Source organism: Aquiflexum sp. (assembly GCF_977115555.1).
The window spans coordinates 1-14,979 of record NZ_CDSBKL010000066.1 but is presented as its reverse complement, the minus strand read 5'-3'; the positions used below and the strand labels follow the sequence as shown (position 1 = coordinate 14,979).

The following is a 14,979-nucleotide window of genomic DNA, read 5'->3' as shown; positions in this document are numbered from 1 at the left end:
TGGATAAAATACATAAGGGGCCTAAAGCCCCTTATTTTTTTAACTTTTTTTAATATTGTAATTATAGTTAAATAGGTGGATTAGTGATCAACAATTTTTAAATTCATGGACACTAACATTCACATCCATGGAAACCAAGAAAAACCCATCCGCAGATTTAAGACAAAAAAGGGGATATCTCCTCAATTTGGGTCTTTGCATCAGTTTGTCCATCATGCTATTTGCATTTGAATGGAAAACAGAAAAATTTGAGCACAAGCTTTTTGATGAGACAGATATACTATTTGGAGAAGAAAACATCCCCGAGGTACCCATCACTATCCAAACTCCCCCTCCTCCAAAAATCCTGAATCCCATAATTAAAATTGTCCCTGATGACCTTGACATCATTCAAAAATACGATGTCGTCATCGATGTGGACACAGATGACATTCCTGAAATTATTCTAGATGGTCCTCCTGTTGTGGAACCTGTAGATGTATTACTTGACTTTTCGGAGGTCATGCCCCAACCTATTGGGGGAATGGAATCCTGGAACAGATACCTTTCCGAAAACATGAAATACCCTACCCAGGCTAGACGGATGGGCGTAGAAGGAACCGTGTATGTTTCATTTGTTGTAAACAAATACGGGGAAATTGAAGACGTCGAAGTAATAAGAGGAATTGGGGCAGGCTGCGATGAAGAAGCCATCAGGGTAATCAAAGAAGCAGAAAATTGGATCCCGGGAAGAAACGGAGGCTTGCCGGTAAAAGTAAAAATGCGGGTTCCTATTAAATTCAGGTTGCAATAAAAAAAGGGCCGTTTGGCCCTTTTTTTATAAAATATTCAAAGATTGCTCTTTTATTTTTTCAAGTTCATCTTTCAGGATAACCACAGTCCTTTGGATCATGGCATCATTGGCTTTGGATCCGATAGTGTTTATTTCTCTACCGATTTCTTGGCCGATAAATCCCAGCTTCTTCCCTTGGCTGTCTCCTCCTTTGAGGTTTTTTTCAAAATAATCAAGATGTGATTCCAACCTGACGATTTCCTCTGTGATATCAATTTTTTCAAAATAGTAAATCAGTTCCTGTTCCAGCCTGTTGTGGTCAAAGCTATTTTCTTCCATCCAATCGCTGAAATTGCCCTTGATTCTTTCCCTGATCCGGGTTTTCCTTACAGGATCTTGACTTTTTATGGTATCCAATCCATCTCGGATCAAAGCTAAATTTTCCATGAATTTACCCTCTAAGGTATTGCCTTCATCTTTTCTGAATTCATCACAAAATACAAGTGCCTTTTCTATGGTCTTTTTTACTATTTCCCATTCATCTGTATCTGTCTTCTTTTCAAAATTAGTATTGAGCACTTGTGGAGACTGCAAGGCTAACTTAAACAAATCCGAAGTATCGGTCTGTACTTTTTGAGCAAGGTTTTGATAAGATTTGTAGTAGGACATAAACAATTCCTCATTGATCATCACAGGCATTTCATCCATGGATTTATAGGAAAAATCAAGGTTTAAATTGACCTTACCCCTTTCAAGGACTCCGCTGACAAGATTTCTGATCTCAAGTTCCTTGTCAGAAAACTGCTTTGGTGATCTGATCGATAAATCTAAAAATTTTGAATTCAGTGTTTTTACCTCGACGCTGACAATAAAATTGTCCCCCTCAAAACCGGCCAAGCCATAGCCTGTCATTGACTTTATCATAATGATTGATTGATATTAGAAATTGTAGCCCAAGGTAACGTAAAATTTCAACTCATCAGTTTGATAATTCCGTATAGGCCTAGCCACATCAAACTTAAAGTAATAATTGAGCAATACAGTCCTAAGTCCAGCTCCATAACTTTGAAGCCAAGGGTTGTTAAAATTATTCAATGTGATGACAAATGGTGAGCCTGGTGTAGTGATTACCTCTGTATTCTGGTCATTGATTCTTTCCCAAGGGGCAGCGTTGTTCCATGCAGAACCTACGTCATAGAAAGCCACCATCTGGAAGTTCTTCACAAAGTTGGACGTAATATTTCCTCTTGAAAGGTAAGAGAACAAAGGAATCCGAAGCTCAGTGGTTAAGGTTATGACATTTCTACCTCTTATTTCATCAAACAGATATCCCCTGAGGTCTACGAAATCAGCAAAAAGAATATTGGAATTTTCAACTCCTGTTGGGTTTCTGACGGGAGATCCTTCAGGCCTGTTGCTCGGTGGCTGATAAAATTCATTAAACAGCCAATTGTTCATCCCTCCAACTAGGTAACTTTGAGGGTTTTGCCCGAAAAAAGAACCTCCAAATAACCTTGTGGCCAAAATTAAGTTTTTGTGGATGACTTGATAATTTCTGAAATCCAAGTAGAAATTGGAGAATGACCTAGAGGCATTGTTCAGGCCTTGGTAATGAACCACGCCGACTTTGGCCTTTGGCCCTTTTTGGGTATACAATCCCAACTGTTGAGTCTTATCGAAAACAAACTCAAACCTTCCTCCTGCATAAGTGACATCAAATCTGTTTTGGTCAGGATCCTGACCATTGATAATAGAATCAGGATTAAGGTTAAAATATTGGGTTTTTGCCAATAACGGTGCTATGGTAACCCTAGAGTGTACATTAAATGGATAGGAGAATCCAAATTCCGTTTTGTTCAATACATATTTCTGGAAAGTAATGTCCCCTTCACTGATTTGAATTGATTTTCTGTCATACCTCAAAGCAAAATCTACACGTTGTTTGAGGTATTCATATTCAAAGAAAATATCACTTCCTGACCTAAAATCAAGAGGAAACATCAACCCTCCTTTGAAATTATGATTGTCCAGGATATCGGTCATTCTACCAGATAAACCTAGGCCAAAGCCCCTCAATGGATCAACTACCCAATCTGTACTCAAATTGGAAGTAATAAATTGTGGGGTCATCCTTCCCGGGCCGGTAACCCTTTTTTGTAGACTCTGCCTCCTGAAATTCTCCAACATATTTCCTCTACTGCTAGATTGACCGGTTTGGGCTAGCGGAGCGGCAGGTTTTGGAATAGTATCAAAAGCATAATTTTCTGTATTTATGCCTCCCTTTTTTTCAAATCTTAGCCTGTCAGTATTGATACTTCCTGTCAAACTTTTAGGGGAGGGAATGGTATCCTTGGCTACTTCCTGAGGCTTCTCCTCCTTTGCCGGCGGAGCATTCAACATCAAATCCTCTAACCTGATATTCAAAACAGAATCTCTTTTTACCTGCGGTTGTTCAGCCCTCCTTGTTAGTTCCACAGAGGGTTTCTTACTCCCTCCATCTATTTCTGACCTTCGGGAAGAAATCCTTTCAGAAAGTGTTTTTGCTTGGGAAAGTTGAATTCTTGGCGTACTTGGGGTAAATTGATCTATATTGGAATAACTTTCTATCACCAACCTGCTTTGGTTACCATCTCTGTAGGCATAAGCAATTTTGTTTAATCTCGAGGAATAATCAAATGCCTCCAAGCTTTTATTGAAAGCTGTCATCTGACTGGAAATTGCATTGGAAACAGTGATCCGCATCAAATTCATTATTCCGCTCTGATCACTCAGGAAAAGCACATTGTTGCCGTTCAAAATTCTTGGTCTGAAGTTTTTGTTGTTGAGATTAGTGAGTTTGGTGATTTTCAATGAGTCCCACAGATCTACCTGAAAGAGATTGAAGTAATCAGGAAGTATTTTTACATCAGGAGTTCTGGTGAGCACCGAATCCGGTAATTCTGTAAAATTGGAACTGAAAATTATCGTAGAATCATTTAAAAATACTGGTGTGATGTTATCAAAAACATCATTAGTGATTCTCTTGCCCACTCCCCTCACATTCAAAGAATATACGTCAGTCTTGCCATTAGCTATGGAAGAAAGAACCATATTCTTTCCTGTGGAATTGAAATCCAAGCTGAGAACCTGTGTGATGTTCCTTAGAAATATTTTATCTTGGCTCGAGCCGTCAATTGCCCTGGACCTTAAAGTAGTCGTGCCCCTTTTGAATGTGGCAATGGCTAAATTTAAAGTGTCTTTCCATGCAATTACCGGAACAGTGAGATTGACAGGCTGATCTGCAGAAATTGCACCACCCGAATAGATGGTCATTTCCCTACCATCTGCAAGGTTTCTCACAATTACTTTGTACTTACCTCCGCTATTGATCACATAAGCAAGATTCTTGGCATCGGGACTAAATTTGATGTCATTGATGATACCAAGGTAAGAGTTGGAAGTTTCTGCTATTTCATTGGAAGTATTGATATTTTTAAATGTATTGAATACCTGTTGGTTGGTGTTTACATAAAACTGCTTCCATTGATCCTGAAAAACCCTGTAATTAACCCCTATGGTATTGGCAATACTGTTTTCTTCGTTTCGGTTTATCCTTGACAGGTTCAGAATACTGGATATATAGCGTCTTCCATATTTCTCCACGATAAAATTCCAAATTGATTGGCCGACAAGTCCTGCCTCCCTGCTTTTTAATTTATGAAGCTTTATATTTTTGTCTTCTTTGAAATAATGCCTCACAAAATCATCCATTTCCATACTCCAACCATGGGCAAGGTACATCGCAACACCATCAATATACCAATCAGGGAAACTGTTGATCAGATTGGATTGGAAGGCATCTGCGATGGTAGACCCATAGAGCATTTCTTCAATGATCACTTTCGAGGTAGTATAGATCAATTCACGTTTGAATGCTTCCCAGGTACCGGGAAAAGCCACCTCCCCTATTAATTTGCTGAAAAATGTCTGACCATCGATGGTAAATTCATCTTTGTTCAGGTCAACGTTGCTTTGGAGGATTTCTTCGGGAGAATTATAAATAAAAATTTTTGGCTTGGTATAGGCCACATAACCTATTAGCTGGGTGAGCCTCTCAAATTCACTTTCGAGGTATTCTATTGCCATCTTGGCATTATTCATCCCCCCATCATAATAATAAACTTCGAAGTTATTGGAACTGTAGTAATACCATTCAATATTTTTGTGTTGAATCCGGTTTTTACCGAATTTCTCCCCATTAAACTGTGCTAAAGACAGCAATGGAAGCTGCAAAAAGAAGATTGATAAGACTAAGAATGCGATCTTATTTTTCATCTAACCTGATTCACTTGGGTTTTAAATATACTTAAAAATTTGAATTATGTTTTTTAATCCTCGCAATGTTTACTTCTTTTTCAGGTTGATGACCATTTAAAAGCATTTCAACCATCATTTTACTGTAAAACGGAACCAAAGATACTCCCTTGGCGCCGAAACCATTGAAAATATAAACGCCCGGATGTTCAGGATGTTCACCTAAAAATGGTTTTCTGTCTTTTGTTGCAGGACGGATCCCAAAACGGTGGCTTTGGATTGACAAAACTTGGCTTTTTATGAGTTTTTCCAATTTTTCCAGTAGTTCATTTTTAGCGGCTTCAGTAGGTCCTTGATCCAAATCGTGCCAGGTATAGGTAGACCCTACTCTTTGAAGCCCATTTGGCAATGATATTCTGAATACTCCTCTGTTTATTATTTCTTCCGGATAGAAACGCTGTTCCAAATCAAGGATTTCCCCCTTCACAGGTGCAAAAGGCAAATATGAAAAAAAAAGGCTTTTCATCGCTCCTAGCCCATTACAAAACACGATTCCTTTGGCTGAGATGCCTTTGTATCTAAAACCCATTTCTTCAATAACTAGAGCGCTTTCCTCAAACTCCTCCTCAATAAGCAGGTCTCTACTTTTCAAATATCCAGAATAGGCATTCAAAAGCGTATTGATATCTAGATAACCGGAGTTTTTCAAAAGGATTCCGCCAAATGAATTGATAACTTCTGGGTACACTTCTTTTGTAAATATCCTTTCAAAATAGGGTTCAAAGCCTGGATCACCCGTTTTTCCCATCCATTCATTTTGTTCTTCAATATTTAAAAATGGGCGGTAAATATTCTTTTTATAAAGAAAAGTGGCACCGAGTAGTTCCTCAAGTTGTAGGTAAAGAGGTTCAATCTCAGGGAAAAGCTGATCGGCATTCCAGGACTTCACCATTTTTTTGCCGGTAATCGGATTATAGAGTCCTGCAGCGATTCTGCTGCTTTGATTGGCTGCGGGAAGGTCTATGACCGCTACTTTTTTACCAAGTTCTAATAACCTATGCGACAATACTGTACCGGCCAATCCCTGACCGATAAGTAAAAAATCAACTTCCATGGTCAAAATTAGTTTCTTTATTCGTTATTTTGAATGGATTAACAAAAGATTTCCCATGCTTCAGATCAAAACATTTACCTTCAATCCTTTTTACGAAAATACCTACATTCTTTTTGACGAAACAAAAGAAGCCACAATATTCGATCCCGGATGTTTTGATAAAAAAGAGAAAGAATCACTTTCTAATTTTATTGAGAGCCAAGGTCTAAAAGTCACCCAATTGATCAATACACATTGCCACATCGACCATGTATTGGGAAATGCCTACGTAAAAAACACATATAAAGTACCCTTTTGGATTCACCGCAATGAACTTCCTGTACTCAAATCAGTAAAAGTCTATGCCCCAAATTATGGGTTTCCAGGATATGAGGAGGCCGAACCGGATGCATTTATCGATGAAAAACAAAAACTGACGATCGGAAACCAAACATTGGATATCCTGTTTGTGCCGGGTCATGCACCTGGACATTTGGTTTTTTACCACTCTGCTTCCGGGATATGTCTTGCGGGTGACACCCTTTTTCAGGGAAGCATCGGACGCACAGACCTGCCTGGAGGAGATCATCAAACCCTCCTGAATTCAATCAAAAGAGAATTATTTAACCTTCCTGAGGATACCATCGTATATCCCGGACATGGTCCTGAAACGACCATAGGTGAAGAAAAAGAAAACAACCCATTTGTAGGCAAACGTGCCAGATACTAAATGATCAAACAACATATTCCCAACGCCCTTACCTCCTTAAACCTTGCTGCAGGCATGGCAGGGATACTTTTTGTATTGGACGGCCAACTCGAATATGGAGCCTATTTGATATTTCTGGCGGCTGTATTTGATTTTTTAGATGGTTTTGTGGCAAGAATACTCAAAGTAAGAAGTGAAATAGGAAAGCAACTGGATTCACTGGCAGACATGGTGACCTTTGGCGTGCTTCCTGCTTTCATACTGTTTTCTATGATCGAATCCCACACAGACAATATCTACTTGCCTTACAGTGCTTTCTTGATAGGTATATTTTCCGCATTGCGACTGGCCAAATTCAATATCGATCTTCGTCAATCCGATAGATTCATCGGAGTTCCCACTCCCGCCAATGCGCTTTTGATCAGTACACTTCCTTTTCTAGCAGAAAAATCCACTTTCTTCGAAGGGCTTTTGTCCAACCCGGCTTTCTTAGTCGGGATAGGTATTGTCATGTCATACTTACTTGTGGCAGAGCTTCCGCTAATAGCATTAAAATTCAAAGATTTCTCTTTTTCAAAGAACATATTCAGGTATTCGGTGATTGCTATTTCCCTTATCTCACTCATTCTCTTGGGAATAGCCGGTATTCCATTTGCAATAATTTTGTATATTGCGCTCTCGTTTATTGAGGCATTAATCACCAAGAATGCTTAAGAGTCAAATACTACTTATTTATACAGCAGGATTAGCCTTCATCCTGCTACAGATTTGCTTTCCATCAAAAGCCCAAACTAATCCCCAGTACTATAAATTTCCTATAGTTGAATCCGGCGTTTTTAAAATAAGCGATGGGCAACTAAAAAATTTAGGATTTGAAAATATGGGGGAGGTTTCCATCTTTGGATATCCCGGAATGTTACCCCAAAAACTCGATAGCCTTCAACTCACCCTACAAGAAATCCCTTCCAAGATCATTGGCAATGAGGTTTTTTTCTTTGTCAATGGTCCTAATCAAATCCTCGTAAATGAGGATGGATTGGCATACCAACACCACTACTACTCCGATACGCTTTTTTATTTGTTAGGAAAAAAAATCAAAGGCAATGGCATTTTGATCGCTGAAAGTCAATCAGAAAATCCCTCTGATGTAGGAGAATTATTCCAAATTCAATCCAAAAAATGGGAAGACCAAAATATTTTGAGTTCGGGCCGGGATTGGTATTCCAATCCCCTATTTATTGGCCAATCATCTTCCTTTTCATTTGAAGTCCCGAATGCTCCTTCCGGCCCATCCGTTTTATGGATCGGCTTGATGGCCCAATCATTGAGTGAAAGCACATTCAGAGTTTTTGCGGATGGACAAAATATTGGACAAAGCAGCATTTTACCAATTCCCAACACAACCTACGGGATAAAGGGTAGAGAAAAAACAGAAGAATTCTCTTTCGCACAAACCTCCTCTCAGGCTAAAAACTTTCGGGTGAATTTCCAAAGTTCTGATCTTAACGGTACGGGATATTTGAATTATGCGCTTTTGTCGACACCATACTCAACAGAGAATATAGGCACAGGAGTATTTTATAACCTTGGTGGGGATAATATTTTTTCATTTTCTACCAATAAAATTATTTGGAAAATCAATAATCCATTTCAAATTTTTGAAGTAAGTGGAAGTATTATACTAGGCAAAGGCGAAAAAGTTGCTGTTTTTGAACCTGCTGAGGTAAAGCCGATTTCTGACTTTGAATTAGCGAATACAGGTTTGAGAACTGACAGCTCTGACCCCCATTTGTTGATTGTCACTCACAGATTACTGCAATCTCAGGCTCAGCGGCTTTCCTCCCATAAAAACCAACTGGGAATAAACAGTACAGTTGTCGTATTGGAGGATATTTATGACAGCTTTGGTTATGGAAATCCAGATATCTCAGCCATCAGAAATCTGATAGCACACCATTTTCATAATTCGGGAAATTTGAAAAACGTCCTATTCTTGGGAAAAGGAACTTTCGATTATAAATTTAAGCTCGGAGGAAGGCCAAATCTTGTGCCGACCTACAGTTCGAGAAACAGCCTGAATCCATTGACAACCTATAGCTCAGATGATTATTTTGGGTTTGTAGATTGGGGTCAGGGACAATGGGATGAGTCCAATGCAGGTGACGAATTATTGCAAATCGGTATAGGAAGGATTCCCGCTATCTCTGTTCCTGAAGCGAAGGAAATGGTAGACAAAATAATTGCCTACGAAAATGGAAATGCGAACCGTGGGGAATGGAAAAGGAATATTGCTTTTTTCGCAGATGATGGAGATAACAATATTCACCTGAGGGATGCTGAGGTACATTATGAATACCTTTCCGAAAATCACCCAGAATACCTGGTAAAAAAACTTTACCTCGATAGGTATGAACAATTGAGGTCTGGAAATGCTCAAAGTTCTCCGGAGGCCAAAGCAGCCTTGAAATCAACGATCGAAGATGGCGTTTTGATCCTCAATTATATCGGTCATGGCAATGAATCAACCCTCTCAGCCGAAAGGGCTTTTACAGTTTCAGACCTCTATGATTGGCCTGAAAATCCTTTTCTCCCTTTGATCGTGACAGCTACCTGTGAGTTTGGGAGACATGACAGTCCCTACATCAGGTCGGGGGCAGAAGAATTTCTTTTTGCTGAAAAAAAGGGAGCCATAGGGCTGCTGACCACAGGGAGGCCTGTTTTCAGCAGTGTCAATTTTGCTTTGAATACAGCCTTTGTGGCCTCTGTATTTGAAAAAGACAATGGTGAAACCAGGGATTTAGGGGAAGTTTTCAGACAAACCAAAAACAACAGCCTCAATGGCCCTTTCAACAGGAATTTCTCCCTTCTCGGAGATCCCTCACTTAAGTTGGCAATCCCAGAACTCACCACCACTACCGATACCATTTGGGATGTCATTTTGGAAACAGAAACAGATACCTTGCGGGCTATGCAGCAAATTCAGATTAGGGGAAAAATAGTAGATCCCTTGACTGGTGCCATGCTTCCGACAAGTAACGGAGTCTTTGACATTCAAATCTCGGACAAGCCCCAATCGCTCAAAACACTGGGTGACGAAAGTTCACCGGCTGATTTTTTGGAAGAAATCAATGTATTGTTTAGAGGGAATGGAGAGGTCAAAGACGGTGAATTTACCGCCAAGGCATTTATCCCAAAAAACATTGATACTAATATTGGAACAGCAAACATCAGGTTGTTTGCCAGCCTAAATCAAATTGGTGAAGAAGCTATCGGTGCCATCCAAATTCCGATTGGCGGAACCTCACCCATTATTTCCAATGACAGAATTGGACCCAAAATTCAGTTAGGTTTTGGACAGGATCAAACTGATGGAAGCCAATCTTTTCCTTATTCAAATCTTCCGTTAACCATTTTATTGGAGGATGAAAGCGGAATCAACATTTCCTCCCAAACCATAGGACAGGACATAGAACTGAGTATTAACAACCAAAGTCCAATACTCCTAAACCAAAATTTCAAAGCCAAAAACAATGGTTTTGAGCAGGGTGAAATAAATACCCTACTCTCAAACCTGAAAGAAGGGATAAATACCATCAGTGTCTCCGCTTGGGACAATGTGGGAAACCGCTCTGAGATCAAGAAAGAAATTGAAATTAGGGGATCATTGCAATTAAAGATTTTAGACTATCAAACATACCCAAATCCTGCAACAGAAACCAGTAAATTCAGATTGACACACAATAGACCCAATGAGACTGTCAATCTGGAATTAAAAATTTATTCTATTCTCGGAGGTGAAATATTTTCATTGTCCCGCCGTTATGTAGAAGCTGATTTTTTACTGGATGGAATCGAATGGAATTTTTTCCGTTCAACAACCAAATATCCCGTAAAAGGAACTTATATTTACACCCTAATGCTCAGTTCAGAAAAAGACAATACTTCTGCAACAAAGAGCGGAAAAATTATCATTCAATGAAAATGCAGATAAAACCCCTTATCACCCTCTCGATTTTTTCAGGGATATTCCTATTTGGATTTCACTCCTTAGCACAGAATTCTTCAATTGTATCCGGACAGGATCCTAACAGAAGAGTAATTACTACAGCTGTTCCATTTTTGAATTTTGCTCCAGATAGCAGACATTCAGCCATGGGAGATGCCGGTGTTGCATCAAGCCCGGATGCGTTTTCAGCTCATTGGAACGCCGGAAAATTATCCTTTATTGACACCGATATGGGAGTTTCACTTTCTTATTCTCCCTGGTTGGGCAGATTGGTCAACGACATGTCTTTGAGTTACCTGACTTTCTACAGGAAAATCGACGACAAATCGGCATGGGGATTTGACCTGAGGTATTTCAATATGGGTGACATCCAACTGACAGACGGAAGGGGAAATGAATTGGGAGAGTTTACCCCAAGAGACATTGCTGTAGGTGGAACCTACTCAAGAAAATTATCTGAAAAACTAGGTTTGGGCATATCCGCAAGATTTATCCACTCTAACTTGTCAGGAAACATCTCCTCTGCAGGAGGATCAGAAAGCAGACCGGGTGTCACTATTGGGACAGATGTTGGACTTTATTATTCTACTGAAGTACTTTCAGGCAATAAAACAGGAGAATTCTCTTGGGGTGTTTCCATCAATAACATCGGACCAAAGATCACCTACAACAGTGCGGATGACCTGGACTTTATCCCAACCAACCTCCGTATCGGTACTGCTTATAAGATGAACCTCAATGAAATGAATTCACTGACCTTTATGGTTGATTTGAACAAGCTGATGGTTCCCTCCCCTCCCATTTTGCTAAGGGATGAAAACGGCGTTTTGGTAACTGATGACAATGGCGATTTTATCATAGAGCGTGGCAGGGACCCAAACAGACCATTGATCAATGGGATGTTTACTTCATTCGTAGACGCTCCTGATGGATTCAGCGAAGAAATGCAGGAAATCATGATTTCCTTTGGTATGGAATATATGTATAATGAAGTCTTTGCCCTCAGAACCGGTTATTTCTACGAAAATCCAAACAAAGGAGGCAGAAGATATTTTACCATGGGATTTGGAATTGATTACAACAAACTTGGTTTTGATTTCTCCTATCTCGTACCTCAGGTACAGAACCATCCCCTTGCTGAAACTTTGAGGCTTTCCTTAACCTACACAATCGCCGGAAAAGAATAATGCTTGACAGATCCAAAGCACCTGATTTTAGAATACCAACATCAATCGAATTTCCTACACCAATACAAAGGACTCTACCCAATGGAGTCCATTTGTATTTTATACCTACCCCGGAAATTGATGCGGTCCGACTTGAAATAAGCTCTACCATCAACGAACGAAACGAAGTCAAGAAATTAGCTCCTTATTTTGCTTTAGAAATGGTAACTGAGGGAACCAAAAGTAAGACTTCTAAAGAGTTGGATGATTTTTTTGATACTTACGCTGCAGAGGTCGAGACAGAATCGGGATTCGAAAACCATGGACTTTCCATATTGAGCACCAAAAAACATTTCGATACCGTTTTGCCTGTTTTTAGGGAATTGCTCACTGAAGCTACATTTCCTGAAAAGGAACTTTCCAAAAGGAAAAAACAAAAAGCATTGAGCATCCATATCAACCGGGATAAAAACAGTCACAGGGCATCTCAATTATTCAGAAAAGCGCTGTTTGGAGAAGACCATCCTTTTGGTCAGATTACAGAAGAGAAAGATGTGGACGTGATCAATCGTGAGGACTTGGTTGATTTTTACAAAAAAGACCTTTGGACCAATTCTCAAATTTTCCTTACAGGTAATCTAGATGATTCTCAATTGGAAGATATCATCCGGGAAACAGGAAATATTCCTGTTGAATTCTTCCCAAATCCTCCAATGAGCTTTAGCAACAAAAAGCAGCAAAGGCTAACTGAAGAAAAAGAAAAATCTGTACAGAGCAGTATCCGAATCGGCTGTCACCTGATTTCAAAAAGCCATCCCGATTATTTCAAATTGAACCTTATGAATACCATTTTGGGAGGATATTTTGGAAGTCGGTTGATTAAAAACATCAGGGAAGACAAAGGTCATACCTATGGCATTTACAGCAGTATCGGAGGCTTGAAAAATGCTGATTATTGGGTAGTGATGGCTGATGTAATCAAAGAGCACGATGAGGCTGTCATAGAAGAAGTATACAAGGAAATAGACAAGCTTAAAAATGAGCCTGTATCTGCCCATGAACTGGAAGTGGTCAGAAACTATATGGTCGGCAAGCTGCTGTCACAATTCAGTTCGGGATTTGAACTTATCAGCAGGTTCAAATCGATTCATCAGGCAGGATTGGATTTTGATTTTTACCAACAACATCTAGAATATATCCTCAAAGCCAAACCGGAGGATATCATGGAAGTTTCTGAAAAATACCTCAGCAGGGATAAAATGGTAGAGATTATCGTAGGTTGATTTTCTTGAGAAGAAGGTATAACCCTGAAATATCCATTTTCATGTTTGCCCAAGAATTGTAGAAAGACATCTTCAGCCCTTTGGCACCAAGAGTTTTTGCTAAGGAAATAAATCCACGGGCAGATTCAAAATTTGCTGACCAAAGCGCATGTTTTGCTTCAAAGAGTACTCTTTTGATCAATGCTTTGTCCTCTTTTGGTCTTTTGTTCATTGCCTTTATCTTTTGACAGATCTTCAGCGTTGAGGGAAGCATTTTTGATTTTTTTGGCAAATATTGGCCTGCAGCAAAGGATTTTGAATGGATTCTTTTTTTTATTCCAATATGGTTGGAAAAAACAAACTGGTAATCTCTCGCTAGCCTGACCATGATGTCAAAATCTTCATAGGATAGGCTTTCATCATATCCCCCGACTTTGGTAAAAATGGATGAATCAAATACCAAAGACACTGATGAAACTGCATTTTTCCCAACAATAGTACTGTAAACGTCCCCAATTTTTATTTTTTGATTGAGGTGACCATCAGAAGATCTCTTATAAAATGTTTTGCTCTTGCCGTTTTGGTTGACCAAAAGAACATCAGAAAAACAGCATGCCGCTCCAAGTGACTCTTGTAGTTTTGTGACAGAAGCGGAAATATGTCCCGGCAAAATCACATCATCCCCCGATAGGTCAATAAAGTATTTGCCTTTGCTTTTCAAAAAAACCTGGTTGAAAGATTCACAATAAGGCATGGTTTCTTTCCTGAAAAAAGTAGAAAATTGGAAAGCAGGTCGGGATCTTTCAAGCCAGTCGGTGATCAGCTTTTTGGTATTGTCAGAACTTCCATTGTCAATAATAAAAACTTCAAGGTTTGGATATTCTTGATTTTTCAGGCTTTCCAAAGTCTCCTCTATGAATGGACTTTGGTTGAAAGCTGTAAGAATAATAGTAACTAAAGGTGTTGATTCCATGGCTAATTTGTATTTGGAATAGTCCTATACATGATTTACTCAGAATCTTAAAATGAAAGCTTAAAACCATATCATACTCCTATGGCTACCCTAATCAATCATAGATGGCCTCAGAATCAGGGCGAATTTTATTTTGAAAAGCCTCAAATTCTGTCCTATCTCTGATATAGTCCTGCTCGCAAAACTGTCTGTCAGAAATTCCCAACAAAACCGCATCAGGTCCGAAGGTAAATTCAGTCCAAACCATAGGGGGAATAAACAAGGCCTTAGACGGAGAATCCAATTCAAACGAAAACTGTTCACCTTTAAGATTTTCAAGGATTGCGGATACCCGACCTGATAAACAAACAAGTGCCTGTTGTTCCTCTCTGTGTGCATGAATTCCCCTTTTTGCTCCTTCGGTAATCTGATCGAGCCAAAACAACCTTTTTATAGAAAATGGGATACTTGTAGGCTCTTCTATAAAATGAAGCTGACCGCTTTGGCTTTTATTTGGCTTCAAGAATATCAACTCCGGTTTTGACAAGACCTCCATATGCTTTGCTAAATTATCACTTATCCTTGAAAAGTTTTTTATTTGTAGATTAATTTGTCTGCAAGTTTTGTTGCCAAAGTATTAATTTCCAAAGAAAGACCTGATGACCTGACCGCACCATTTATCTGATAAAATTTTGAAAAGTAAAGCTTCCTACCTCACCCTCGCCC

The 14,979-nt window shown here is 39.4% G+C and carries 11 protein-coding genes; 6 read left to right on the top strand and 5 right to left on the bottom strand.

Features of this window, described 5'->3' with window-relative positions; translation table 11 throughout:
• Window positions 1–127 precede the first annotated feature (127 nt).
• Window positions 128–793, top strand: coding sequence for an energy transducer TonB (locus ACZFYI_RS06315; protein WP_462523276.1), 666 nt, complete (start codon window positions 128–130; stop codon window positions 791–793).
• A gap of 24 nt (window positions 794–817) precedes the next feature.
• On the opposite strand, the gene ACZFYI_RS06310 is transcribed toward ACZFYI_RS06315, so the two are convergent.
• The 3 genes from ACZFYI_RS06310 to ACZFYI_RS06300 are packed head-to-tail and all read right to left on the bottom strand — an operon-like array spanning window position 818 to window position 6,179.
• Window positions 818–1,696 (bottom strand): YicC/YloC family endoribonuclease, encoded by an 879-nt coding sequence (locus ACZFYI_RS06310; RefSeq protein WP_462523275.1) that lies wholly within the window; start codon window positions 1,694–1,696, stop codon window positions 818–820.
• A gap of 15 nt (window positions 1,697–1,711) precedes the next feature.
• Window positions 1,712–5,086: a biopolymer transporter Tol gene (locus ACZFYI_RS06305; RefSeq protein WP_462523274.1), complete on the bottom strand. Its 3,375-nt coding sequence runs from the start codon at window positions 5,084–5,086 to the stop codon at window positions 1,712–1,714.
• A 31-nt stretch (window positions 5,087–5,117) separates the two neighbouring features.
• The gene (locus tag ACZFYI_RS06300) at window positions 5,118–6,179 is read right to left on the bottom strand and encodes an NAD(P)/FAD-dependent oxidoreductase (protein WP_462523273.1); all 1,062 of its coding nucleotides are present in this window, start codon (window positions 6,177–6,179) and stop codon (window positions 5,118–5,120) included.
• Between the two features lie 55 nt (window positions 6,180–6,234).
• On the opposite strand from ACZFYI_RS06300, the gene ACZFYI_RS06295 reads away from it, so the two are divergent.
• Genes ACZFYI_RS06295 through ACZFYI_RS06275 form a run of 5 tightly spaced genes read left to right on the top strand, consistent with a single transcriptional unit; the run spans window position 6,235 to window position 13,322 of the window.
• Window positions 6,235–6,888 (top strand): MBL fold metallo-hydrolase, encoded by a 654-nt coding sequence (locus tag ACZFYI_RS06295; protein ID WP_462523272.1) that lies wholly within the window; start codon window positions 6,235–6,237, stop codon window positions 6,886–6,888.
• Window positions 6,889–7,581: a CDP-diacylglycerol--serine O-phosphatidyltransferase gene (pssA, locus tag ACZFYI_RS06290; RefSeq protein ID WP_462523271.1), complete on the top strand. Its 693-nt coding sequence runs from the start codon at window positions 6,889–6,891 to the stop codon at window positions 7,579–7,581.
• Window positions 7,574–10,846 carry a type IX secretion system sortase PorU gene (gene porU / locus ACZFYI_RS06285; protein WP_462523270.1) on the top strand — a complete coding sequence of 1,091 codons (3,273 nt, stop codon included), beginning with the start codon at window positions 7,574–7,576 and terminating at the stop codon, window positions 10,844–10,846. Before pssA ends, porU begins: the two co-directional genes overlap by 8 nt.
• Window positions 10,843–12,060, top strand: coding sequence for a type IX secretion system outer membrane channel protein PorV (porV, locus tag ACZFYI_RS06280; protein WP_462523269.1), 1,218 nt, complete (start codon window positions 10,843–10,845; stop codon window positions 12,058–12,060). The genes porU and porV overlap by 4 nt, the downstream gene beginning before the upstream one ends.
• Window positions 12,060–13,322, top strand: a complete 1,263-nt coding sequence (locus tag ACZFYI_RS06275; protein WP_462523268.1) for a M16 family metallopeptidase — start codon at window positions 12,060–12,062, stop codon at window positions 13,320–13,322. Before porV ends, ACZFYI_RS06275 begins: the two co-directional genes overlap by 1 nt.
• Here ACZFYI_RS06275 and ACZFYI_RS06270 read toward each other — a convergent pair.
• Both ACZFYI_RS06270 and ACZFYI_RS06265 read right to left on the bottom strand, forming a co-directional pair.
• Entirely contained in the window at window positions 13,309–14,274 is a 966-nt protein-coding gene (locus ACZFYI_RS06270) for a glycosyltransferase (protein ID WP_462523267.1), read from the bottom strand. The genes ACZFYI_RS06275 and ACZFYI_RS06270 overlap by 14 nt on opposite strands.
• Window positions 14,275–14,368: 94 nt before the next feature.
• Window positions 14,369–14,776 (bottom strand): sugar 3,4-ketoisomerase, encoded by a 408-nt coding sequence (locus tag ACZFYI_RS06265; protein WP_462523266.1) that lies wholly within the window; start codon window positions 14,774–14,776, stop codon window positions 14,369–14,371.
• Between the last annotated feature and the right edge of the window lie 203 nt (window positions 14,777–14,979).

Excerpts from the sequence above, each read along its gene's own strand:
- ACZFYI_RS06315 (WP_462523276.1), top strand. The coding sequence starts at position 128 with ATGGAAACCAAGAAAAACCCATCCGCAGATTTAAGACAAAAAAGGGGA.
- ACZFYI_RS06310 (WP_462523275.1), bottom strand. The coding sequence starts at position 1,696 with ATGATAAAGTCAATGACAGGCTATGGCTTGGCCGGTTTTGAGGGGGAC.
- ACZFYI_RS06305 (WP_462523274.1), bottom strand. The coding sequence starts at position 5,086 with ATGAAAAATAAGATCGCATTCTTAGTCTTATCAATCTTCTTTTTGCAG.
- ACZFYI_RS06300 (WP_462523273.1), bottom strand. The coding sequence starts at position 6,179 with ATGGAAGTTGATTTTTTACTTATCGGTCAGGGATTGGCCGGTACAGTA.
- ACZFYI_RS06295 (WP_462523272.1), top strand. The coding sequence starts at position 6,235 with ATGCTTCAGATCAAAACATTTACCTTCAATCCTTTTTACGAAAATACC.
- pssA (WP_462523271.1), top strand. The coding sequence starts at position 6,889 with ATGATCAAACAACATATTCCCAACGCCCTTACCTCCTTAAACCTTGCT.
- porU (WP_462523270.1), top strand. The coding sequence starts at position 7,574 with ATGCTTAAGAGTCAAATACTACTTATTTATACAGCAGGATTAGCCTTC.
- porV (WP_462523269.1), top strand. The coding sequence starts at position 10,843 with ATGAAAATGCAGATAAAACCCCTTATCACCCTCTCGATTTTTTCAGGG.
- ACZFYI_RS06275 (WP_462523268.1), top strand. The coding sequence starts at position 12,060 with ATGCTTGACAGATCCAAAGCACCTGATTTTAGAATACCAACATCAATC.
- ACZFYI_RS06270 (WP_462523267.1), bottom strand. The coding sequence starts at position 14,274 with ATGGAATCAACACCTTTAGTTACTATTATTCTTACAGCTTTCAACCAA.